The organism is Streptomyces sp. NPDC059852, from assembly GCF_042731455.1.
Taxonomy (GTDB): Bacteria; Actinomycetota; Actinomycetes; order Streptomycetales; family Streptomycetaceae; genus Streptomyces.
Genome location: NZ_JBHWJK010000007.1, coordinates 127384 through 147803, shown reverse-complemented (window position 1 = coordinate 147803; position 20420 = coordinate 127384). Strand labels below are relative to the sequence as shown.

At 73.6% G+C, this 20420-nt stretch carries 21 protein-coding genes and 1 pseudogene; 12 read left to right on the top strand and 10 right to left on the bottom strand.

What is annotated here, in order from left to right:
- The first annotated feature begins 5 nt into the window (after positions 1–5).
- Positions 6–1748: a ThuA domain-containing protein gene (locus tag ACFV46_RS11720; RefSeq protein WP_385497901.1), complete on the top strand. Its 1743-nt coding sequence runs from the start codon at positions 6–8 to the stop codon at positions 1746–1748.
- A gap of 70 nt (positions 1749–1818) precedes the next feature.
- Here the strand turns inward: ACFV46_RS11720 and ACFV46_RS11715 are convergent, their stop codons facing one another.
- From ACFV46_RS11715 to ACFV46_RS11695, 5 genes are all read right to left on the bottom strand, one after another.
- Positions 1819–4356 carry an FtsX-like permease family protein gene (locus ACFV46_RS11715; RefSeq protein WP_385497900.1) on the bottom strand — a complete coding sequence of 846 codons (2538 nt, stop codon included), beginning with the start codon at positions 4354–4356 and terminating at the stop codon, positions 1819–1821.
- Positions 4357–4359: 3 nt separating this feature from the next.
- Positions 4360–5127 carry an ABC transporter ATP-binding protein gene (locus ACFV46_RS11710; RefSeq protein WP_385497899.1) on the bottom strand — a complete coding sequence of 256 codons (768 nt, stop codon included), beginning with the start codon at positions 5125–5127 and terminating at the stop codon, positions 4360–4362.
- Positions 5128–5171: 44 nt separating this feature from the next.
- Positions 5172–6104, bottom strand: a complete 933-nt coding sequence (locus tag ACFV46_RS11705) for a CPBP family intramembrane glutamic endopeptidase (protein WP_385497898.1) — start codon at positions 6102–6104, stop codon at positions 5172–5174.
- Positions 6105–6223: 119 nt separating this feature from the next.
- A complete protein-coding gene (locus tag ACFV46_RS11700) occupies positions 6224–6880 on the bottom strand; it encodes a response regulator transcription factor (protein WP_361936276.1) in 657 nt (218 codons plus the stop codon).
- Entirely contained in the window at positions 6868–8160 is a 1293-nt protein-coding gene (locus tag ACFV46_RS11695; protein WP_385497897.1) for a sensor histidine kinase, read from the bottom strand. Before ACFV46_RS11695 ends, ACFV46_RS11700 begins: the two co-directional genes overlap by 13 nt.
- A gap of 189 nt (positions 8161–8349) precedes the next feature.
- On the opposite strand from ACFV46_RS11695, the gene ACFV46_RS11690 reads away from it, so the two are divergent.
- Together ACFV46_RS11690 and ACFV46_RS11685 are read left to right on the top strand one after the other, a co-directional pair.
- Positions 8350–8544, top strand: coding sequence for a hypothetical protein (locus tag ACFV46_RS11690; RefSeq protein WP_385497896.1), 195 nt, complete (start codon positions 8350–8352; stop codon positions 8542–8544).
- A 102-nt stretch (positions 8545–8646) separates the two neighbouring features.
- Positions 8647–10116 (top strand): glycoside hydrolase family 76 protein, encoded by a 1470-nt coding sequence (locus ACFV46_RS11685; RefSeq protein WP_385497895.1) that lies wholly within the window; start codon positions 8647–8649, stop codon positions 10114–10116.
- Here ACFV46_RS11685 and ACFV46_RS11680 read toward each other — a convergent pair.
- Together ACFV46_RS11680 and ACFV46_RS11675 are read right to left on the bottom strand one after the other, a co-directional pair.
- Positions 10100–10600: a hypothetical protein gene (locus tag ACFV46_RS11680; protein ID WP_385497894.1), complete on the bottom strand. Its 501-nt coding sequence runs from the start codon at positions 10598–10600 to the stop codon at positions 10100–10102. The genes ACFV46_RS11685 and ACFV46_RS11680 overlap by 17 nt on opposite strands.
- Positions 10597–11886 (bottom strand): molybdopterin-dependent oxidoreductase, encoded by a 1290-nt coding sequence (locus ACFV46_RS11675; protein WP_385497893.1) that lies wholly within the window; start codon positions 11884–11886, stop codon positions 10597–10599. Before ACFV46_RS11675 ends, ACFV46_RS11680 begins: the two co-directional genes overlap by 4 nt.
- Positions 11887–12107: 221 nt before the next feature.
- Here ACFV46_RS11675 and ACFV46_RS11670 point away from each other — a divergent pair, with 221 nt between their 5' ends.
- Genes ACFV46_RS11670 through ACFV46_RS11660 form a run of 3 tightly spaced genes read left to right on the top strand, consistent with a single transcriptional unit; the run spans position 12108 to position 13740 of the window.
- Positions 12108–12713: a molybdopterin-dependent oxidoreductase gene (locus ACFV46_RS11670; protein WP_361936261.1), complete on the top strand. Its 606-nt coding sequence runs from the start codon at positions 12108–12110 to the stop codon at positions 12711–12713.
- 2 nt (positions 12714–12715) lie between these two features.
- A complete protein-coding gene (locus ACFV46_RS11665) occupies positions 12716–13426 on the top strand; it encodes a ferredoxin reductase (protein ID WP_376728337.1) in 711 nt (236 codons plus the stop codon).
- A 38-nt stretch (positions 13427–13464) separates the two neighbouring features.
- Entirely contained in the window at positions 13465–13740 is a 276-nt protein-coding gene (locus ACFV46_RS11660) for a DUF6510 family protein (protein ID WP_376728338.1), read from the top strand.
- A gap of 137 nt (positions 13741–13877) precedes the next feature.
- Here ACFV46_RS11660 and ACFV46_RS11655 read toward each other — a convergent pair whose 3' ends face one another.
- Entirely contained in the window at positions 13878–14741 is an 864-nt protein-coding gene (locus ACFV46_RS11655; RefSeq protein WP_361936252.1) for an SDR family oxidoreductase, read from the bottom strand.
- A gap of 181 nt (positions 14742–14922) precedes the next feature.
- Here ACFV46_RS11655 and ACFV46_RS11650 point away from each other — a divergent pair, with 181 nt between their 5' ends.
- The 3 genes from ACFV46_RS11650 (at position 14923) to ACFV46_RS11640 (ending at position 17266) form a co-directional block, all read left to right on the top strand.
- The gene (locus ACFV46_RS11650; RefSeq protein ID WP_385497892.1) at positions 14923–15819 is read left to right on the top strand and encodes a helix-turn-helix transcriptional regulator; all 897 of its coding nucleotides are present in this window, start codon (positions 14923–14925) and stop codon (positions 15817–15819) included.
- 65 nt (positions 15820–15884) lie between these two features.
- Positions 15885–16355: a hypothetical protein gene (locus ACFV46_RS11645; RefSeq protein ID WP_361936247.1), complete on the top strand. Its 471-nt coding sequence runs from the start codon at positions 15885–15887 to the stop codon at positions 16353–16355.
- Positions 16356–16381: 26 nt separating this feature from the next.
- Entirely contained in the window at positions 16382–17266 is an 885-nt protein-coding gene (locus ACFV46_RS11640; protein ID WP_385497891.1) for an NAD-dependent protein deacetylase, read from the top strand.
- 19 nt (positions 17267–17285) lie between these two features.
- Here the strand turns inward: ACFV46_RS11640 and ACFV46_RS11635 are convergent, their stop codons facing one another.
- Complete coding sequence (locus ACFV46_RS11635) at positions 17286–17543, bottom strand: hypothetical protein (protein ID WP_361936243.1); 258 nt, start codon at positions 17541–17543, stop codon at positions 17286–17288.
- Positions 17544–17939: 396 nt separating this feature from the next.
- Between ACFV46_RS11635 and ACFV46_RS11630 the strand changes: the two genes are divergently transcribed.
- From ACFV46_RS11630 to ACFV46_RS11620, 3 genes and pseudogenes are all read left to right on the top strand, one after another.
- Positions 17940–18509 (top strand): DUF6328 family protein, encoded by a 570-nt coding sequence (locus ACFV46_RS11630; RefSeq protein ID WP_385497890.1) that lies wholly within the window; start codon positions 17940–17942, stop codon positions 18507–18509.
- A gap of 129 nt (positions 18510–18638) precedes the next feature.
- A pseudogene (locus ACFV46_RS11625) lies at positions 18639–18755 on the top strand (IS5/IS1182 family transposase); the annotation flags it as partial.
- 65 nt (positions 18756–18820) lie between these two features.
- Complete coding sequence (locus tag ACFV46_RS11620; RefSeq protein ID WP_385497889.1) at positions 18821–19261, top strand: DUF6086 family protein; 441 nt, start codon at positions 18821–18823, stop codon at positions 19259–19261.
- 9 nt (positions 19262–19270) lie between these two features.
- Here the strand turns inward: ACFV46_RS11620 and ACFV46_RS11615 are convergent, their stop codons facing one another.
- Positions 19271–20326 (bottom strand): LacI family DNA-binding transcriptional regulator, encoded by a 1056-nt coding sequence (locus ACFV46_RS11615; RefSeq protein ID WP_385497888.1) that lies wholly within the window; start codon positions 20324–20326, stop codon positions 19271–19273.
- Positions 20327–20420: the final 94 nt, after the last annotated feature.

The following is a 20420-nucleotide window of genomic DNA, read 5'->3' as shown; positions in this document are numbered from 1 at the left end:
TCGTGATGCGCACTCTGCTCAAAGCGGCCACCGCGTTGTTCGCCGGCGCCGCGCTCTGCATGTCTCCCCAGGCCGCGGCGCTGCCGGGCGACGCACCGGACGCGCCGGTCGCGGCGCCCGCGGCCGACCCCGCCTACCGCGTCCTGGTCTTCTCCAAGACGGCGGGCTTCCGTCACTCCTCGATCGACGAGGGCATCGCCGCACTGCGTGACCTGGGCGCGGCGAACAACTTCACCGTCACCGCCACCGAGGACGCGGGCGCCTTCACCGCGGCCAACCTGAGCCAGTTCCGTGCGGTCGTCTTCCTGTCGACCACGGGCGACGTGCTGGACGGCGCCCAGCAGACGGCGTTCGAGCAGTACCTCGGCGCGGGCGGCGGGTACGTCGGCGTCCACGCCGCCGCCGACACCGAGTACGACTGGCCCTTCTACGAGGGCCTGGCCGGCGCGCTCTTCCAGTCCCACCCCGCGATCCAGCCGGCCACCGTCAAGGTCGAGGACCGGGCGCACGACGCCACCGCCCAGCTGGGCCGCACCTGGCAGCGCACCGACGAGTGGTACAACTACCGCACCAATCCCCGAAGTTCGGCCCATGTGCTGGCCTCGCTCGACGAGTCCAGCTATTCCGGCGGCACCATGTCCGGCGACCATCCGATCGCCTGGTGCAAGGACTACGCCGGTGGCCGCGCCTTCTACACCGGCGGCGGTCACACCGAGGAGTCGTACGCGGACCCTGCCTTCCGCCGGCATCTGCTCGGAGGGGTCCGCTGGGCCGCCGGGCTCGTCCAGGCCGACTGCCGCCCGGAGACCGGCTACACGTCCCTGTTCGACGGCGGCGGCACGTCCGGCTGGAGGCAGGCGGGGCCCGGCGGCTTCACGCTGGCCGACGGGACCCTCACTTCGCACGGCGGGCTCGGCCTGCTCTGGTACGACGCCAGGGAGTTCACCGGCGACTACTCGCTCAAGCTGGACTGGCGGATGACCGGCGACGCCAACTCCGGTGTCTTCGTGGGCTTCCCGGCCTCCGACGACCCGTGGTCGGCGGTGGACAACGGCTACGAGATCCAGATCGACGCCACCGACAGCGCCGACCGGACCACAGGATCCGTGTACGGGTTCAAGTCGGCCGACCTCGCCGCCCGGGACGCGGCGCTGAATCCGCCGGGCAGCTGGAACACGTACGAGATCCGGGTCACCGGGGAGCGGCTGGAGGTGTTCCTGAACGGGCGCAGGATCAACGACTTCACGAACACGGATCCGGCGCGCAGTCTGCGGCAGGGGCACATCGGGCTGCAGAACCACGGCGACGGCGACGAGGTGGCGTTCCGCAACGTCCGGATCAAGCAGGCCGGGAGCCCGTCCGGCCCGCGCACGGGTGAGGTGCGGGGTGTGAACGGCAAGTGCCTGGACGTCGCCAACGCGGGCACCGCCGACGGCACCAAGGTGCAGATCTGGACGTGCAACACCAGCGCCGCCCAGCGCTGGACCGTCGGCACCGACAACACCGTCCGCGCCCTCGGCAAATGCCTCGACATCGACAACGCCGGCACCGCCGACGGCACCAAGATCCAGCTGTGGACCTGCAACGGCACCGGCGCCCAGCAATGGGTGCCCCAGACCGACGGCACCGTCCGCAACCCCCCCTCCGGCAAATGCCTCGACGCCTCGGGCGGCACCTGGAACGACGGCACCCCCGTCCACCTGTGGACCTGCCACACCGGCCCCAACCAGAAATGGACCCTGCCGTGACCGAGGGATCCGACGACGCCGGCCCCCGCTCGCACCGGGCGAGCGGGGGCCGGCGGCCTTCCACGGGCGGCTACTCGCGGAGCCCGATCCCCCGCACCGGGCTGACGCGCAGCACCCGGCCGATCGGCAGGAGCACGGCGACCAGGGCCAGCGTGACCGTGCCGGCGCCGATCGTGATCCAGCCGAGGGCGGGCACGTACGGGACGCGTTCGCCGGTGACGGCGTTGACGACCGAGGACAGGGTGACGGCGGCGATGGTCCCGCCGATGGCGAGGGCGACGCCCAGCAGCCCGGCCTGCTCGGCGTGGACCATCCGCTTGATCTGTCCGCGGGTCACCCCGACGAGGCGCAGCAGGGACAGTTCCCTGGTGCGGGCCAGGGCGGCCATGATCAGGGTGTTGGCGGCGGCGAGGACGGCGTAGCCGACGAGGACGAGGATGAGCATCCGGTTGAGCCAGGCGCTGACGGCGAGGTCCGCGCCGAGTTCTGCGGTCAGCCGGTCCGTGCCGGTGACGCCGGCCCCCGGGTACTGGCGGGCGAGGCCGGCGAGCGCGGCGCTCACCTCGGCCGGGGATGCGCCGTCGGCGGTGCGGACGAGGACGTGGTCGTCGAGGCTCGTGCGGGTGTGCCCGGCGAGGGTGGCCTTGCCGAGGGTGACGTCACCGAAGCCGAAGCCGCGGTCGTAGACGGCGACGACGCGCAGGGTGGTGGGCGTGCCGTCGCCGAGCCACAGGCGTGCCCGGTCGCCCACCTCCCAGCCGGCCGCCCCGGCCAGGGAGGCGGACACGGCGACGGTGTCCCTGCCGTCGAGGGCTTCGAGGTCGCCGGACCGCACGCCGAGGTCCATGGTCCGGTCGGCGCCCTTCGGGTCGATGCCCTGGGCGACCGCGGTCTGCGGTTCCAGGCCGCCGCGCACGACGACTCCGGTGCGCCGTACTCCGGTGGCCGCCTCGACGCCCGGGATGCGGCGGGCCTGGTCGGCGGCGGACGCGGGCAGGCCGGTCGCGCTGACGAGGGCGTGCTGGGCGCGGGTGCCGTCGTGGGACTGGGCCTCGGTCTGGCGCTGGAGGTTGTCGTGGAGGAACCACACGGTGCCGCCGAGCCCGATGGACAGCACGAGCGCGGTCAGGACGGCCACCATGCCGCGGGCGCCCGCCCGCAGGTTGGCGGCGGCGAGGTAGCCGCTGTTGCCCCACACCGTGCGCAGGACGGGGGTGAGGAGGCGGGCGGCGCCCTGGTTGATCCAGGGGGCGAGCAGGGCGATGGCGAGGACGAAGGTGTAGAGCATGCCGATGGCGGCGCCGAGGGCCGTGTCACCGCCGGTGGCGCCGGTGAGCCCGATCAGGGACACCCCGGCGGCGAGGAACACCAGCCCGGACACCAGGCGGGTCCGGCCGCCCAGGCCCTTGTCGACGGCGGCCTCGCCGAGCGCCTCGGTCGGCCTGATCCGCGTGGTGCGCAGGGCGGCGATCCACGCGGTGGCGAGGGCGACCAGGGCGACGGCGGCGGTGACCGCGAGGCCGGACAGCAGGCCGCCCTGGACGGTGAACGTGCCGGGGACGAAGTGCCGTTCGACGAGTTCGTCGCGGAGCCGGCCGGTGGCGGCCAGACCGGCGGGGACGCCGACGACCGCGGCCAGGGCGCTGAGCAGGCCCACCTCGGCGAGGATCATCGTCCGGACCTGGCCGGGGGTCGCCGCGACGGCCCGCAGAAGGGCCAGCTCCCGGCGGCGGTGCCGCACCGACAGGCCCACGGTGGAGGCGGCCGCGAACACGATGATGACGGCGGCGTAGCCGCCGAAGGCGCTGCCGGCCTGGACGGTGAGGTCCCGGGCGGCGGCCGCCTCGGGTTCCTCGGCCAGTCCGCGGTCGGCGCCGACATAGGTGGTGGCTCCGGCACGGTCGGCGGCGCGGCGGACCGCGGCGACGACGGCCGGTGTGTCGGCGCCGGGTTCGGCGAGCACGCCGATGGCGTCGAACCGGGCGGGGCGCGGGTCGAGGCGGGCCGCCCGGGCGTCCGTGAAGAACAGCGTGCTGCCGCTGCCGGCGGCGCCGGGAGCCTCGACGACACCGCTGACCTTCAGGGTGAGGGTGCGGCCGCCCGTGACGATCTCGGTGCGGTCGCCGGGGCGCAGCCCCGCTGTGTCCGCCAGCCGGGAGTCGACCGCGATGTCGCCGTCGCCCCGCGGCGGCGATCCGGCGACCAGTTCGTACGGGGCGAGCGTGGCGCTCGCCCAGCCGTGCCCGGTCAGGGGGGTGTCCGGCGCGGCCGGCGACACGGCCGGGATCCACCGCTCGCCCACCGCCTTCGACACACCCGGCACCTCGGCGATCCGGGTCACGAGGGAGCCGGGTACGCTGCCGCGTTCCGGCAGGGTGAGGGTGGTGGACTCCTCCTCGCTCAGCACCTTCTGAGTGATCGTCAGGTTTCGGTCCGCGACGACGGCGACGGTCCGGGCGTAGCGCTGGGGGGTGCCGTGGTACCGCAGTCCCGACTCCACGAGCAGGGCGCAGGTCATCAGGACGGCGACACCGGCGGCGAGGGCGAGGAAGGTGGCGGCGAAACCGCCCTTGCGGAAACGCAGCGTCTGCGCGGCGAGTGACAGCACGGCTCAGCCCTCCCCGTGCACGGCGTACTGCCGACGGCCGAGCCGGGCGAGCTGTTCGGCGATGCCGGCGGCTCCGGGCTGGGGCATGTCCCGTACGACGCGTCCGTCGGCGAGGACGACGACGCGGTCGGCGTAGGACGCGGCGACCGGGTCGTGGGTCACCATGATCACGGTCTGGCCGGCGTCGTCGACGACGGCCCGCAGCAGGGCCAGGACCTCGGCGGCGGTCCGGGTGTCCAGGGCGCCGGTCGGCTCGTCGCAGAAGACGACCTCGGGGCGTGAGACCAGCGCGCGGGCGATCGCGACCCGCTGCTGCTGTCCGCCGGACAGTTCGGAGGGCCGGTGCGTCAACCGGGCGCCCAGTCCGACGCGTTCGACGATCTCCGCGAGCCGGCGCGGGTCGGGGGCGCTGCGGGCCAGCCGGGACGGCAGCAGGATGTTCTGCTCCACGGTCAGGGCCGGCACCAGGTTGAACGCCTGGAACACGAACCCGACACGGCCGCGGCGCAGTTCGGTGAGGTGCTTCTCCGACAGCGCCGACAGGTCGGTGCCGCCGATCCGTACGCGGCCGGAGGTGGGGCGGTCCAGACCCGCGGCGCAGTGCAGCAGGGTGCTCTTGCCGGAGCCGGACGGCCCCATCACGGCGGTGAAGGTGCCGCCGCGGAAGTCGAGGTCGACGCCGGCGAGGGCCGTGACGGGCTGCTCGCCGTCGTACGTCCTGGTGACGCCTTCCAGGGTGACCGCGGGTGCGGCCGGGGACGACGGGTGCATGGGAAACGCCTTCCGGAATTGAGGAGTTGGTGTGGGGAGCCGGTTCAGCCGGCTGCTGTGCCGACGAGGGCCGACTGCGACTTCGGCAGGCCCAGGCGGCCGCGGGTGGCGGCGAGCGTGACGACCGCGGCGGCGAGGGAGGCGAGGAAGAAGGCGTGGGTCACGTCGGCGTGGGACATCCCGGGGAACAGGTCCTCCCCGGCCACGGAGAAGTAGTTGTTGATCCCGCAGTGCAGCAGCATGACCAGCGGCATGCTCTCGCCGGACCGGTTGAACACCCAGGTCATCACGAAGCTGAACAGGGTGGCCGTCGCGACGAACTCCACCGGCTCGATCCAGGCCACGTCCGCGCCGCCGCCCCAGTCGGTGAGGAACAGCGGCAGGTGCCAGCAGCCCCACAGGACACCGACGACGAGGGTGGCGGCGAGGGGCCCGTTGCGGCGCTGCATGCGGGGCATCGCGAACTCGCGCCAGCCGGGCTCCTCCGCGAGTCCTGTGGTGATCATCTGGGCGGCCAGACCGGGCAGGAACGCGAGCAGCACGGTCGCGGAGGGCTGCGCGGGGCCGTCGCCGGACAGCGCGGCCGAGGCCAGGGTGAGTGCGAGCGGCACCGACACGAGGACGGCGAGGTACCAGCGCACGCCGACCTTGAACCGGGTCATGCGGCCCCGCCAGGTACGCAGTCCGGCGCGTCCCTCGGTGAGGGCGATGATGAGCAGCGCCGAGCCGATGGGGCCGAGGTAGGCGCCGGGCAGGACCCCGGTGATCTGGGAGGCGCCGGCGCCGCCGGGGAAGGTGAAGTGCCAGACGCCCAGCCCGTTCTCGGAGAGGACGTACGGCAGCCAGGCCACCCAGCTCAGTCCGTAGGCCAGGGTGAAGAACCAGGTCAGCGGGTGGCGGCGGATGCTGCCGCGCAGCGTGCTCTCCGTGCGGCCGGCCGGTGGTGTGCTGGTCCGTGCGGGGGTCTCGGTACTCACTGCGGGTCCTCTCGGCGGTCGCTGATGACGTGTCCTCAGCACACCACCGGGAGCGCGGCGGATCATTGCCGCGCACACCCCGAGTGGGGGTACAGCAGGCTGTACCCCGGGCGGTTCCCTCAGCGTCGGCGGGCGTCCTCCAGGTAGTGCAGGACGGCCGCGACCCGCCGGTCCAGCTGGTCCGTGGGGGCCAGGTCGAGCTTGGCGAAGATGCTGCGGATGTGCTTGTGCACGGCCCCGTCGGTGACGACGAGCCGTTCGGCGATGGCGCTGTTGCCGAGGCCCTCCGCCATCAGGCCGAGGACGTCCTTCTCGCGGGGGCTGAGGCGTTCCAGGCGGGTGTCCCGGCGGGACCGCGTGAACAGCTGGGCGACGACCTCGGGGTCGATGGCGGTGCCTCCGCCGGCGACCCGGCGCAGCGCGTCGAGGAACTCCTCGACCCGGCCGACGCGTTCCTTCAGCAGATATCCCAGCCCGCCGACGCCGCCGGTGAGGAGTTCGGTCGCGAAGCTCTGCTCGACGTAGGCGGACAGGACGAGCACGGCGAGCGCGGGGTGGCGCCGGCGTGCCTCGACGGCCGCGCGGATGCCTTCGTCGGTGTGGGTGGGCGGCATCCGGACGTCGAGGATGGCCACGTCCGGCTCGTGACGGTCGACGGCGTCCAGCGCGTCGTCGGCGGTGCCGGCGGTGGCGACCACGTCCAGGGACTCGGCGCGCAGCAGCAGGGCCAGCCCTTCGCGCAGGAGGGGGTCGTCCTCGGCGATCACGATCCGCATGGCAGGTCCACTTCCAGGGTTGTCGGGCCGCCCGGCGGGCTCGTCAGGCGGAACGTACCGTCGTGGGCGGCGACGCGCCGCCGGATGCCGGCGAGCCCGGAGCCGGTGCCGGGCCCGCCGTCGCCGGACACCTCGGCGGGGGCCGTGGCGCCGCCGTGCCCGTCGTCGGCGACGCTCAGCAGGAGCCGTTCGCCGGCGAGCCGGGCGGTGACGGTGGCGCGGGTCGCGCCGCTGTGCTTGGCGATGTTGGTGAGGGCCTCGGCGACGACGAAGTAGGCAGTCGCCTCCGCCGAGGCGGCGCAGCGCCGGGACACGTCCACGTCGACGCGGCACGGTACGGCGCACTCGGCGGCGAGCCCGGTGAGCGCCCCGGCCAGGCCGCGGTCGGACAGCACGGGCGGCAGGATGCTGCGGGAGACGGCCCGCAGGTCGGCCAGCGCCTGCTCCGCCGCGGACTGGGCGCGCTCCAGGAGTTCCTGCGCGCCGTCCGGGTCGCGGGCCACCATCCGGCGGGCGGCGCCGAGCAGCACGGTCACGGACACGATCCGGTTCTGCGTGCCGTCGTGCAGGGCGCGTTCGATACGGCGCAGTTCGGCGGCGTGGGCGTCCAGGGCGGCGGCGCGGGTGGCGGTCAGCTCCGCGATCCGCAGGGAGAGGTCGGTCTCCGGTCCTGCCTCCAGCAGGCGCCGCCCGGGGTTCGCCTGGGCGCGGGCCATCGCGGGGCCGAGGCCGAGGATGATGGCGATCCAGCCGACGCCGAGGAGGGCGACGGCGACCGCGTCCGCCCACGAGGCGGACGAGCCGATGCCGATGGACGTGGCCGTCGCGTCGGCGGGGACGAACCGCCAGTACAGCGGGAACAGAAGGTCCCGTACGGCGAGGATCGGCAGCCAGAAGCCGAGCAGTCCCAGCGGCAGGCCCACGACGACATGCCGGGCCAGCCACCGCAGTTCACGGCGGGTGGTGGGGTCGTGCAGGGCGGCGCGCGGGGCGGTCGGGGGCGGTTCGGGCGCCACGACCCCGGGTCCGAACCGGGCCAGCCGGACGCGTTCGCGCCCGGCCAGGCCGTGCAGGGCGCGCAGGGCGGCCGGCGCCGCGAGCAGCCCCACGCCGAGCGGGGTGGTGAGTGCGCAAAGGACGAGCAGGAGGAGGACGAGCAGCGCGAGGAAGGCCGTACGGAGGCCGGAGACCAGTTGCCGCATCGCGCCCAGCGCGTCCCTCACGGCACGCGCGAGGTGGTCCCGGCGGCCTGGGCCCGGGTGATCGTCGCCGTTCGGCATGCCCACTCCTTCCGTCGAGCACAGCGATCGACCTTATAAGAGGCCGCGGATCGCCATGGCCGGGCCCGGCGGGAGGTGGTGCCTGCTGTACCCCGGGCCGGGTGCCTGCGGGATCGGCGGGCCGGGCGGCGCCGCCTAGCGTCGGTGGTGCCTCACCCCACCGTCACCGTCCGTACCGCCGGAGGAGCCATGACCCGTCCCGAACCGACCGCCCACGACGGCCTCGCCCGTGTCCTGCTGTGGCCGGCGCTGGTCCTCAGTGTCGTGGGCAACGCCGTGGCGTCCGTCGCCGGCGCCGACACCGCCGTCAACCTCGGCTTCGGGGCGTTCACCGCGGTGACGGCGGCGACGCTGGCCGTGCGGCGGTGGCGCGAGCACAGCTGACCAGCCGTCTCTCAACGGTGGTGCGCACGCGACCCGTTGACGACCCTCACCCCCGCCGTTACGTTCCGGGAGCGCTCTCTCGTCCGAAGGCAGGGAGGCCCCATGACTCCCGCGCGAACGCTCCTCCGGTCCCCGTGGGCCGCGCTGTGCGCCCTGGCGCTCCTCGTCGGCCTCTCCCCGCAGACCGCCTCCGCGGCGGGCGCGGCACCGCGGGCGGCCGTCTGCAACACGTACTGCGACGCCCGCGACCCCGCCCTCTCGCCCGGCGACCGCACGCCGGTGACGGCCTCCCTGTTCGGGCGGTCGATCGTCCTGCACTTCGACGACGCCGACGCCATGGGCTGGGCGTCCCTCGACAACGGCGACGCGGGTGACGAGGTGTGGCTCGACCGGTCCTTCGACGGCGGGCGTTCCTGGAGCGCGGGGAGCAGGCTCGGCGCGACGACCGTACCCGCGGGCCGGCGGGGCTGGCGCACGCTCATGTACAACGTGGACGACTGGGACGGCCACGGCGTCGGCGCGCTGCGCGCCTGCGGCAGGGCCGGCGACCGCACCGAGATCGCCTGCACGCCGTGGGCGCGCACCACGTGGAACGCCGGCGACCGGCGGACGGCGGCGGCCACCGGGCTGATGACGTTCTACTCGTACGCGACGGGCCTGTTCGCCACCACCGGCTGGTGGAACTCGGCGAACGCCCTGACCGCGGTCATCGACACCATCCGTGTGTCGGGGACGGGGAGTTACCGGTACGCGATCGCCCGCACCTACGACCTGAACGTCACCGCGCAGGGCGGGCGGTTCCGCAACGACTACATCGACGACACCGGCTGGTGGGGGCTGGCCTGGATCGCCGCGTACGACCTGACCGGGGACGGCCGCTACCTCGCCACGGCCCGCGCGGACGCCGAGCACATGGCGGCGTACTGGGACGGCACCTGCGGGGGCGGCGTGTGGTGGAGCACGGCACGGACCTACAAGAACGCCATCGCCAACTCCCTCTACATCCACCTCAACGCCGCCCTGCACAACCGCATCCCCGGCGACACGACGTACCGGGACCGCGCCCGGGCCGGCTGGGCGTGGTTCCAGGGCACCGGGATGATCAACGCCTCCCAGCTGGTCGACGACGGCATCGACCTGTCCACCTGCCGCAACAACGGCCAGCCCGTCTGGTCCTACAACCAGGGCGTCCTGCTCGGCGCCCTCACCGAACTGCACCGCGCCACCGGCGACGGTGATCTGCTCACCCGGGCCCGGCGGATCGGGGACGCCGCGACGACCGCGCCCTCGCTGCACACCGGTGACGGCATCCTGCGCGACCCGTGCGAGGGCGGTGACTGCGGCGCCGACGGGCCGTCGTTCAAGGGCGCGCACGTGCGCGGGCTGCGCAAGCTGGACGCGGCACTGCCGGACCACCCCTACACGGCGTATCTGCGCCGCCAGGCCGACCGCGCCCACAGCACCGACCGCACCCCGCTCGACCAGTACGGACTGCGCTGGTCCGGCCCCGTCGACACGGTGGACGCGGCCCGGCAGCAGAGCGCGCTGGATCTGCTCAACGCGGCCCCCTAGCACCGGTGTTCGCGTCCCCGGTGCGCCGGCGGCGTGACACGGCTCGCAGCGCCGCCACGGCCAGGGAGACGGCGAACAGCGCCGCCGTCACGAGGAGCCACCGGACGAGGAAGACGTCGGCGGGCAGCAGGGTGGCGCGCTCGTAGCGGTCCACGCCGCGGCTGATCAGCGGGAACCAGACGAGGAGCAGCAGGGCCGAGGCGGTGGCGGGCCAGCGCACGTGGTTGATCAGGTGGGGGGCGAGCACGGCGCGCAGGACCCGGTCGATCGCCGCGTAGAGAGGGACGAGGAGCAGGTCGTGCACCAGGGCCGCGCCGACCACCCAGTACACCACCGTGATCCACTCGTCGGCGCCCAGCAGGCGCAGGCCCGCGTAGCAGACGAGGACGAGGGAGGCGGCGGTCAGCAGCAGGTGGCCGGGGCCCGCCCCGTACCAGCGGCGCCACCACAAGCCCACGCTCCGCGTGTCCGGTGTGTGCGTCACAGCACCCTCCCGAAGGACAGCCGGGCGACCCACTTCGTGTTGAGGACGCCGGGCGCCGCCGGGACGATGACGCGGGCCGGGTAGCCGTGGTCGGGCGACAGGTCGGCGCCGTTGACCTGGAGGGCGAGGAGGGAGCGGGGGTCGCGCACCTGGTTGTGGCGCAGGGCCGCCCGGCGGAAGGAGCCGTGCAGTTGCAAGGACTCCACCAGGACGTCCGGTGCGTCCCCGGGCTCGTACCCCACCAGCGCGGCCAGGTCGCGCAGCCGCACTCCGCGCCAGAGCTGGTCCTCCGTCGACCAGCCCTCGACGCAGGCGATGGGCAGGGCCGCGGTGTGCTGGGGCATCGCGAGCAAGTCCGCGCGGGACAAGCGCACTTGACCGCCGGGGCCGGTCACCACGAGCTGCCAGGCCTCCCCGGTCTGCGCGGCGGTGACGCCGGCGAGGCCGGCCGGTTTGTTGACCTGGAAGCCGTTGGGGCCGCCTCCGGGGTCGCCGCCGCCGTGCGGCGCGAACAGCGCGGTGCGGCGCAGCGGCCCGCCGACGCTCTGACCGGCCGTGGTGAGGAGCAGCAGCAGCGAGGAGCCTCCGACGAGCCCGGCCAGTCCGCGCCGCGACAGCGTGGGCGGCGCCGGGTCGGGTGCGGTCAGCGCGTCGTTCGCGGAGGAGACCGGTGCGGAGGTGGAGCGGATGTACGCGAGTGGGCCGCCGTGCTCCCGGAACGCGCGGACGGTCAGCGGGATCTTCAGCGCGGCGTGGGCGGCGAAGGCGGCGAAGAAGACCCAGGCGCCGTAGAAGTGCAGACGGTAGAAGGAGCCGGGGAAGACATAGTCGAGCTGGACGTTGAGGACGCCGGTGAGGAAGGTGAACAGGCCGCCGCCCACCAGGAACAGCAGGGACAGGCGGTCCAGTGCCTGTGCGGCGGACCGCACGGGGGGCAGCGCGAAGAACCGGGGGATGACCGACCACAGCTTGGCGAGCAGCACCGGGATCAGTGCCACGCCCAGCGTGACGTGGACACCCTGGGTGACGCGGTACAGCCAGTGCGGATCGGTCGGCCAGGAGAAGAGGTAGAAGCCCAGCAGGCCCTTGTCCGGCGTCTTGTCGTTCAGCGGCGACAGATCGGGGTTGTAGGCGGCGTACGACAGCAGGCCCGTCACGAACAGCAGCGGCACCCCGGCCAGCAGGACGACTCCGAGGACGGACGTCAGCCATGTCCCGCGCAGAGGGCTGCGCCAGAAGCGCGGGGACACGGGCAGCCGGTCCAGCAGGGCACGTCGGTCGGTCATGGGAGCGGGCCTCGGCTTCCGGGAGGGCGGCGGTGCTGACAGTCCCGGACAGTAGGGCGCGGTCGGCCAAGGGAGGGTTTTGCCGAGGTGACGGAAGTCTGACGCCGCACGTCCCGCACGGGGACCGTCCGGCGAGTGGCCGACGGCGCCCGTCTGCCCAATAGTGTGAGGAACGGGTCCTTAGCGCGGGCTGACGTGTCACCGTTCCAGGGAGACCAGTCGTGAGTTCTCTTTCCCCCGGATTCCACGGACGCAGGCGTTCCACGTCCATCACCGACCGCCTGCCGCCCGGGCAGTACCCGACGGAGTCGTTCCCCGTCCTCTCGGCGGGTCCGACTCCGCGCGTGCCCACCGAGACGTGGACGTTCACGGTCACCACGGAGACCGGAGACGAACGCGCCTGGACGTGGGACGAGATGATGGCCCTCCCGCAGGAGGATTCGGTGCACGACATCCACTGCGTGACCCGCTGGTCGAAGTTCGACACGCGATGGCGAGGGGTCAGCCTCGACACGCTGCTCGACGGCGTGGAGACCGCCGCCGAGTACGCCGCCGTCGACAGCTACGGCGGCTACACCACCAACATGCCGCTCGAGGATCTCCTCGACGGCAAGGCGTGGCTCGTGCACACCTACGACGGCTACCCGCTCTCCCCCGAGCACGGCGGCCCGGCCCGTCTGCTGGTGCCGCACCTGTACCTCTGGAAGTCCGCGAAGTGGGTGCGCGGGCTGCGTCTGACGCACGACGACGAACCGGGGTTCTGGGAGACCGCCGGCTACCACGACTACGGCGACCCCTGGCGGGAGCAGCGCCACTGGGGGGACTGACGATGCCCCTCCCCTGGCGCACGGCCCGGCTCGTCGAGCGCGCGGACGAGACGGCCACCGCCCGCACCCTCGTCCTGGACGCGCCGGGCTGGCCGGGGCACCTGGCCGGTCAGCACGTCGACGTGCGGCTCACCGCCGACGACGGCTATCAGGCGGCCCGCGGCTACTCGCTGGCCGCGCCCGCCGACGGCGACCGCCTCGAGCTGGGCGTGCAGCCCGTGACCGGCGGCGAGGTCTCGCCCTACCTCGCGGACGACCTGCCGATCGGGGCGTCCGTCGAGGTGCGCGGCCCTCTCGGGAACTGGTTCGTGTGGCGGCCCCGGCAGGACGAGCCCGTCCTCCTGGTGGCCGGCGGCTCCGGGGTCGTTCCCCTGATGGCCATGGTCCGCGCCCACCGGCAGGCGGCCTCCACCAGCCCGTTCCAGCTGATCCACTCCGTGCGCGGCGAGGCCGACCTCTGGTACCGCGAGGAGCTCGGGCGCCCCGATCCCGCCCTGGACGTGCGGTTCCTCTACACCCGGCAGGCTCCGCCCGGCGGCACCCGGGCCGCCGGCCGGCTCACGGCGGACGACCTGGAGCCGGCGCTCAAGCGGCTCACGCCCGCCGGGACCGTCTACGTCTGCGGGCCCACCGGTTTCGTCGAGGCCGCCGCCGGCCTGCTGACATCCGCAGGGCAGGACCCCGCCACGATCCGTACCGAACGGTTCGGGTGAGCCCCGCTCCCCCGGCCGGCCGCGTCTGGAGGCAACCGATGACCGAGCTCTCCCCGCACGTCGACGGCAACAGCCTGGCCGGGCCGCTGTCGGACATCTTCTCCGTCGACCTGACCCGGGCCTGGTGGCGCTGCCCGGACTGCGGCTCGACCGGCCCGCTGGCCGAGCTGCACGTGTACGGGCCGGAGCCCGGCCTGACCGCGCGGTGCGCCCATTGCTCCCGGGTGGCACTGCGCCTGGTCCGGCACGAGGAGGACACCTGGCTCACGCTCGGCGGCGCGGAGGGCGCCTTCCGCTTCCGCACCGCGCCGTAGGCCCCGGGCGCCAGAGGGGGTCGCCACACCCTTCCGTGCGGCGCGCACAGCACCAGCAGCACGATCCGTGCCCCTTGGGCTCACAGTGGACGGGCCCGGCCGGGGCGCCCGCCCCGGCCGACGGTTCCGGCATCGCGCTACGCGGCGGCGGGGAAGTCCGTCGCGGGCGCGGTGGCCGCGGTGGCGTCCAGGTCGGCCTGGAGCGCCCGCACCTTGGCGGTGGCGTAGGCGTGCGCGTCCGAGCCGAGCAGCAGGCGCAGCGGTCCCTCACCGGTCACCACACGGTCGATGACGGCGGCCGCCCCCTTGACCGGGTCGCCGAGCTGGGCGCCCTGGAGCGCGAGGTGGGACTCGACCATCTCCCGCAGGGCCGGGTAGTGCTCGGTCGTGGCGGCGGGCAGCGCGAGGGAGTCCCGGGTGAGGAAGTCCGTGCGGAAGTAGCCCGGTTCGACGATCGTCACGTCGATCCCGAAGTCCGCGGCCTCGGCGGCCAGCGCCTCGCTCAGGCCCTCCAGGGCGAACTTTCCGGCGCAGTACAGCGCCCAGCCGGGCACGGCGGTCAGACCCAGGACCGAGGACACGTTCACGATGTGGCCCGCGCGCTGTTCCCGCAGGACGGGCAGCGTGGCGCGGAGCACGTTCCAGACGCCGGCGACCTGGACGTCGAGCATGTCCCGGACGTCCTGGCCGGTGGTCTCCTCGACCGCGCCCAGGTAGCCGTACCCGGCGTTGTTGACGACCACGTCCAGGCCGCCGAAGCGCTCGGTGGTCCGGCGCACGGCCCGCGCGACCTGCTCCTCGTCCCGCAGGTCGACGGTCAGCGGGAGCAGACGCGTGGTGTCGACGTCGTCGCCGAGCGCGGCCAGCAGCCGCTCGGACGACCGGGTGGTCGCCGCTACGCCGTCGCCGCGCCGCAGGAGCTGCCGGACCAGCTCCAGCCCCAGGCCGCGGGAGGTGCCGGTCACGAACCAGGTCGCGGGTCGGTCGGTCGGAAAAGCCATGATCGTCCTCCTGGGGAGCGGGCCGCCCCGGGGCCTTTCCCCGGGGAGTGCGGCATGTCTCCAGACTGGGGCGGCGGACCCGGCCGTGGGGGCGCATATCCCGGCCTGCGCGACCGAGGACGCGGCGACCTAGGACGCGCAGACCCAGTCCCGGACCGCCGGTTTCGGCGACACTGGTGCCGTGGCCAAGACGAACAAGGAACTCGCCGACTTCCTGCGGCGGGCCCGGAGTCAGGGCGACCCCGCCCGCGCCGGGCTCCCCGCGGACGGACGGGTACGCCGTGTGCCGGGTCTGCGCCGCGAGGAGGTCGCCTTCCTCGCCGGGGTGTCGACCGACTACTACACGCGTCTTGAACAGGGCCGGCCCATCACCCCCTCCCCCGCGGTCGTCGACGCCCTGGGCCGGGCCCTCGGCCTCGACGAGACGGGCCGCGCCCATCTGCACGACCTCATCGGCGGCGGTGCGGCGCCCTCCCGGCACCCGCGTCCCGTGCAGCGGGTGCGACCCGGCGTGTACCAGCTGCTGGACGCCCTCGACGGCGAACCCGCGCTGGTCCTGGGCCGCCGGACCGACATCCTCGCCGCCAACCGCATGGCCAAGGCGCTGTTCGGCGACTTCGACCGACGGCCGCCCCGGGAGCGCAACTACGCGCACTGGATGTTCCTGGACGACGACGCCCGCTCCCTGTTCATGGACTGGGAGGACCAGGCGCGGGCGGCGGTGGAGAGCCTCCGCTTCGAGGTCGGCCGGGCACCCGACGACCCGGCGACGCTCGCGCTCGTCGAGGACCTGCGCGCCCGCAGCCGCGCCTTCGACGCGTGGTGGGAGCAGCACCGCGTCCACCAGCGCACGTACGGCTCCAAACGGCTCCGCCATCCCCTCGTCGGCGACCTCACCGTCGACTACGAGACGCTGACGCTGCCCGGCGACCCGGACACGACCCTGTTCGTCTACACGGCGGAGGCCGGATCGGCGTCGAAGCGGGCACTGGACCTGCTGGCCAGCTGGACGCTCGCGGACGCGCCGGACGCCCGGCCGGAGCGTCCGCACCACGCGCCGGACACGCCGGAGTCCTGACCCAACGGCCGGGACCGATGAAAACCGGTTGGCGGCGCACGGGCCCCGGCCTACCGTTCGCCGTGATGGAGATGTCGTTCCGGAAGCTGCCGGAGAACCAGTACGAGATCGTCGTCCGCGGCCGCAAGGGACCGGACGTCCGGCTGCCCGCCCAGCCGCTCGGCCCGACCCTGCCGCACGACCTGGTGCACGCCGTCGTGGAGACCGCCCTCGGGATCGAGGACGGCTTCTGGGGTGCGACGGCCCGCGGCGCGACCTTCCAGGGGTTCCTGCCCGTCTCCCCCGGCCGGCACCGGCGCTCGGGGCTGAAGGTGCTCCGCCGCGACGGTGACGCCGTACTGGCCGCCGAGCTGCGCGTGAACTGGGCCTACCGGGTCTGGCGCGGACTGCCCACGGACGGCCGCGGCGTCGGTCCCGCCCCGCTCGCCGCGGACGAGCCGGCCAGGACCGGGCCCCGGCTGGACGCCGCCGCCGCACGCTGGGCCGCCGTCCCGGAGGGCGGGGAGCTCGTGTGGCACTGGGGCACGGACCGATAGTCCGCGCCGCTGCGTACCCTTGCGGCATGCGGATGCGCCCCACTCTCGTCTGGACGCCGGCCGAGGACTGGCCGGCCGGCACCACGGACCTCGGCCCGGTCGTCGACGCCCTGGACACGGGTGGGGTGCTGGTGCTCAGCGGCGCGGGCATCTCCACCGAGTCCGGCATCCCCGACTACCGGGGCGAGGGCGGCAGCCTCAGCCGGCACACCCCGATGACCTACCAGGAGTTCACGGCCAGCGCCCCGGCCCGGCGCCGGTACTGGGCGCGCAGCCACCTCGGCTGGCGCACCTTCGGACGGGCCCACCCCAACGCCGGTCACCGGGCCGTGGCCGCGTTCGGGCGGCACGGTCTGCTGAGGGGCGTGATCACCCAGAACGTCGACGGTCTGCATCAGGCCGCGGGCAGCCCGGACGTCGTGGAGCTGCACGGTGGCCTGCAGCGGGTGGTCTGCCTCTCCTGCGGGACGTACAGCCCGCGCGCGGAACTCGCCCGCCGGCTCGAGGAGGCCAACGCGGGCTTCGACCCGGTGGCCGCCGCGATCAACCCGGACGGTGACGCCGACCTCACCGACGAGCAGGTCCAGGACTTCCAGGTCCTTCCCTGCACGCGCTGCGGCGGCATCCTCAAGCCGGACGTCGTGTTCTTCGGCGAGAACGTGCCCCCGGCGCGGGTCGAGCGCTGCCGCACGCTGGTCGACGAGGCGGCGTCCCTGCTGGTCCTGGGCTCCTCGCTGACGGTGATGTCCGGGCTGCGGTTCGTACGGCAGGCCGCCGAGGCGGGCAAGCCCGTCCTGATCGTCAACCGGGACCCCACCCGCGGCGACCGCCACGCCGTCGCCCGCGTCGCCCTGCCCCTGGGCCCGGCCCTGACGTCCGTGGCCCAGCAGCTGGACGTCCAGGTCGTCTGAGGCGCGCTCCGCGCCGCGTCTACGGGTGGTTCCGCTTGGCGAGTTCCTCGGCGTAGTTGTACGCCGCCGCGCTGCCCTGCCTGCCGGGCGAGAGCTTCACGATCGCCTTGTCGGTCTCCGGGTTCCCGCTCAGATACGCCTCGGTGAGGACGTACGGCAGTCCGTCGACGCTGAACCGGATGCTGCCGTCGGGATAGGCGCTGACCCGGACCCGCCGGCCGTCGGGAAGCTCGATCGGCTCGGCAACGAAGTGCGCTCTGAGGGGCTGTTCGGCCATACGGGCCTCCTGGTCGTACCGGCTCGGTGGGAGCCGAGGCTAGCGGCCGGAGAGGGCACCCCGCGCCCGGTTCGGCGAGGTCTCGGCCGTCGTCCGGTCGGTCGAGACCGGCCGCGGCCAAGAGCGGGTCCGGGGCTCCGGGTGCCGTACGGGCCAGGGTGACGACCCGCGCGCCGGCCTCCCGCAGCCCGTGCGCCGTCGCGCGTCCGGTCCACTGGGGTTCCGCCGGTCACCACGGCGGTACGTCCGTCAAATGCGTCGCTGTTCATGGACGCCGCCGTGGACCCTGCCCCGGGGAGAGACTCACATCCGCGCGGCCAGCTCCTGCCACGGCTCCCACCTGCATGAAGACGCGCCGGCGGGGCAAACGGTCTCTCTGACCCGGGGAGGATGCGCATGACGTTCACAGAGCAGTCCGCCGAGCACGACGGCACCGACGCCCCCTGCCGCTGCCGGCACGACGGTCCGCGCGCGACGCCGGACACCGAGGGGGCAGAGACGGCGCGTGAGCGGGTCAACCGGCGCTGGAACGAGGTCCTTCAGGAGACGCGGGTCGCCCAGACCGGGGTGCAGATCCTCTTCGGCTTCCTGCTCAGCGTGGCGTTCACGCCGTTGTTCCGGGAGCTGGGGACGCTGGACCGGGGCATCTACGTCACCACGGTGGTACTCGGCGCGTCGGCCACCGGGTCGCTCATAGCGCCCGTGTCGATACACCGCTTCCTGTCCGGTCAGCGCATGAAGGACGAGGTGGTGGAGGCGGCCGGGCGTCTGATGATGTGCGGCATGGTCCTGCTGGCGCTGACCATCGGCTGCACGCTCCTGCTGATCCTGCGCTTCGTCGTGCCGGGCGTCCTGGCGGAGATGCTCGCGGCCGGCGTCATGCTGTGGTTCGGCCTGTGCTGGTACGTACTGCCGCTGACCCTGCGCCGCCGAGGCGAGCGGCGCTCGCGGACGCGGGACGCCTGAGTCATGGCTTTCTCTGCGTGATCGCTCGTTGAGTCGTGCGTGACTGTTCTGGTGGAACGGTTGCCTGATCTCCGACCAGGTGCCAGCGTGCAGGACCGCTGCGAGCTGGCGCCGCTTGTGCGCGGGCCCTGGATCGCCGGCTGCCGACGTCTCAACCGCCGCTACGAGCGCAAGGCCGAAGACTTCCTGGCCTTCGTCGGCGTAGCCACAGCCCTCATCTGGCACCGACGTCTGGCGAAGACGTGACGCAGACGACGGTAATGATCTGACCGGATAGGCTGGCCTGTCCTGGCCAGCTGAAAGGTGCCGCGATGAGCCAGTACTTCGACATCGGGGACGAGACACTGTGGAACCCGTCCAATGGGGCTTCTCGCCTGTTCCAGCGCCAGGTAGCGGTCTTCGAGGCGGAGCTGGGACTCCCGTCGGGCATCGGACCGATGGAGAACGACGAGTGCCAGATCAGCCCTGAGGCCCTCGAAACCTTCGTCAACGCCCTCTTGGCCAAGCACCGAAGAACGAGCCACGCCATCCTGCTCGCGCTCTCCGAAGGCTTCATCGCCACGGTGCTGGTTCTTGCGGAGCGCTCCGGGGTCAAGGTGGACTGGGCACGGCACGAAGCCACTCCAGAAGCCCGGCTCGAGGACGTGCAGGTTTCTATCGTCACTGGGATGTCTGCCCCTGCACACGGCGGAGTCTGGGCTGCGGGGCTGCGTGAGAAGGCACGGGAGCTGGGACGGCACATGCCCCGCTGACGGGAGCCGTCACCGCCCCTCGTCGCCGTCCGACTCCTCCTCCGACGACCCCCCGGACGACTCCCGTACGACCAGCTCCGTCGGCAGCATCAACTGCTGCCGTGCGGCGCCCGGTTCGGTGATCTCGGAGAGGATGCGGACCATCGCGCTGCCCAGTTCCTCGACGGGCTGACGGACCGTGGTCAGCGGCGGGTTGGTCCAGCGGGCGTGCGGGGAGTCCTCGAAGCCGACGACCGCCACGTCGTCCGGCACCTTCCGCTTCTGGCGGCGCAGTTCCTCCAGGGCGCCGATCGCCATGAGGTCGGAGGCGGCGAAGACGGCGTCCAGATCGGGGGCTCGTTCAAGAAGCGAACGCATCGCCCGGGAACCGCTCTCCCAGCTGAAGTCGCCCGCCTCGACGAGGTCTTGACGTGCGGGCACCCCGGCCTCCTCGTGCGCCGTCCGCCAGCCCTCCAGACGGCTGCGGCCCACGTCCATGTCCAGCGGACCGGCGATCGCGGCCACCCGTTTCCGGCCACTGCCGAGGAGGTGGCGGACCGCCTGGATCGCGCCCCCGGTGTTGTCGGCGTGCACATAGCTCAGCGCCTCGTCGGCGTCCCGGCGGCCGGCGAGGACCGTGGGCAGGCCCATCTCCTCCAGCATCGCGGGCAGCGGGTCGTCGGAGTGCACGGACACCAGCAGGACGCCGTCGACGCGGCGGGTCGCCACCGACTCGGTCAGCTGCTCCCGCTCCGCCTGGTCCCGGACGAGCATCAGCTGGAGCTGGGTGCGGCTGTCGGCGAGGGCCTGGCTGACGCCCCTGATCAGGGCGGCGAAGAAGGGCTCCGAGCCGAGCCGGCTCGCGGACTCCGGGATGACGAGCGCCACCGCGTCGGTCCGGCTGGTCACCAGACCCCGGGCGACGGAATTCGGCACGTAGTTGAGCTCCTTGATCGCCGCGAGGACCCGGGAGCGCGCCTCCGCGCTGACCAGTTCCGAGCCGTTCACGACGCGGGACACCGTCGTCCGGCCCACGCCGGCGCGGGCGGCGACCGTCTTGATCGTCGGACGGCGGTTCCCAGCCATGCGCTCCCCTCCCTGCATCCGCGGCACCCTCCTGTCGCGTAGGTGACCAGCGCCAATTCTGGCAGACCGCACGGTCGGCGAGGTGGCCGGTCCA

Excerpts from the sequence above, each read along its gene's own strand:
- ACFV46_RS11665 (WP_376728337.1), top strand. The coding sequence starts at position 12,716 with ATGCCCCTCCCCTGGCGCACGGCCCGGCTCGTCGAGCGCGCGGACGAG.
- ACFV46_RS11620 (WP_385497889.1), top strand. The coding sequence starts at position 18,821 with ATGAGCCAGTACTTCGACATCGGGGACGAGACACTGTGGAACCCGTCC.
- ACFV46_RS11630 (WP_385497890.1), top strand. The coding sequence starts at position 17,940 with ATGACGTTCACAGAGCAGTCCGCCGAGCACGACGGCACCGACGCCCCC.
- ACFV46_RS11690 (WP_385497896.1), top strand. The coding sequence starts at position 8,350 with ATGACCCGTCCCGAACCGACCGCCCACGACGGCCTCGCCCGTGTCCTG.
- ACFV46_RS11720 (WP_385497901.1), top strand. The coding sequence starts at position 6 with ATGCGCACTCTGCTCAAAGCGGCCACCGCGTTGTTCGCCGGCGCCGCG.
- ACFV46_RS11655 (WP_361936252.1), bottom strand. The coding sequence starts at position 14,741 with ATGGCTTTTCCGACCGACCGACCCGCGACCTGGTTCGTGACCGGCACC.
- ACFV46_RS11645 (WP_361936247.1), top strand. The coding sequence starts at position 15,885 with ATGGAGATGTCGTTCCGGAAGCTGCCGGAGAACCAGTACGAGATCGTC.
- ACFV46_RS11635 (WP_361936243.1), bottom strand. The coding sequence starts at position 17,543 with ATGGCCGAACAGCCCCTCAGAGCGCACTTCGTTGCCGAGCCGATCGAG.
- ACFV46_RS11695 (WP_385497897.1), bottom strand. The coding sequence starts at position 8,160 with ATGCCGAACGGCGACGATCACCCGGGCCCAGGCCGCCGGGACCACCTC.
- ACFV46_RS11685 (WP_385497895.1), top strand. The coding sequence starts at position 8,647 with ATGACTCCCGCGCGAACGCTCCTCCGGTCCCCGTGGGCCGCGCTGTGC.
- ACFV46_RS11640 (WP_385497891.1), top strand. The coding sequence starts at position 16,382 with ATGCGGATGCGCCCCACTCTCGTCTGGACGCCGGCCGAGGACTGGCCG.
- ACFV46_RS11660 (WP_376728338.1), top strand. The coding sequence starts at position 13,465 with ATGACCGAGCTCTCCCCGCACGTCGACGGCAACAGCCTGGCCGGGCCG.
- ACFV46_RS11675 (WP_385497893.1), bottom strand. The coding sequence starts at position 11,886 with ATGACCGACCGACGTGCCCTGCTGGACCGGCTGCCCGTGTCCCCGCGC.
- ACFV46_RS11710 (WP_385497899.1), bottom strand. The coding sequence starts at position 5,127 with ATGCACCCGTCGTCCCCGGCCGCACCCGCGGTCACCCTGGAAGGCGTC.
- ACFV46_RS11615 (WP_385497888.1), bottom strand. The coding sequence starts at position 20,326 with ATGGCTGGGAACCGCCGTCCGACGATCAAGACGGTCGCCGCCCGCGCC.
- ACFV46_RS11700 (WP_361936276.1), bottom strand. The coding sequence starts at position 6,880 with ATGCGGATCGTGATCGCCGAGGACGACCCCCTCCTGCGCGAAGGGCTG.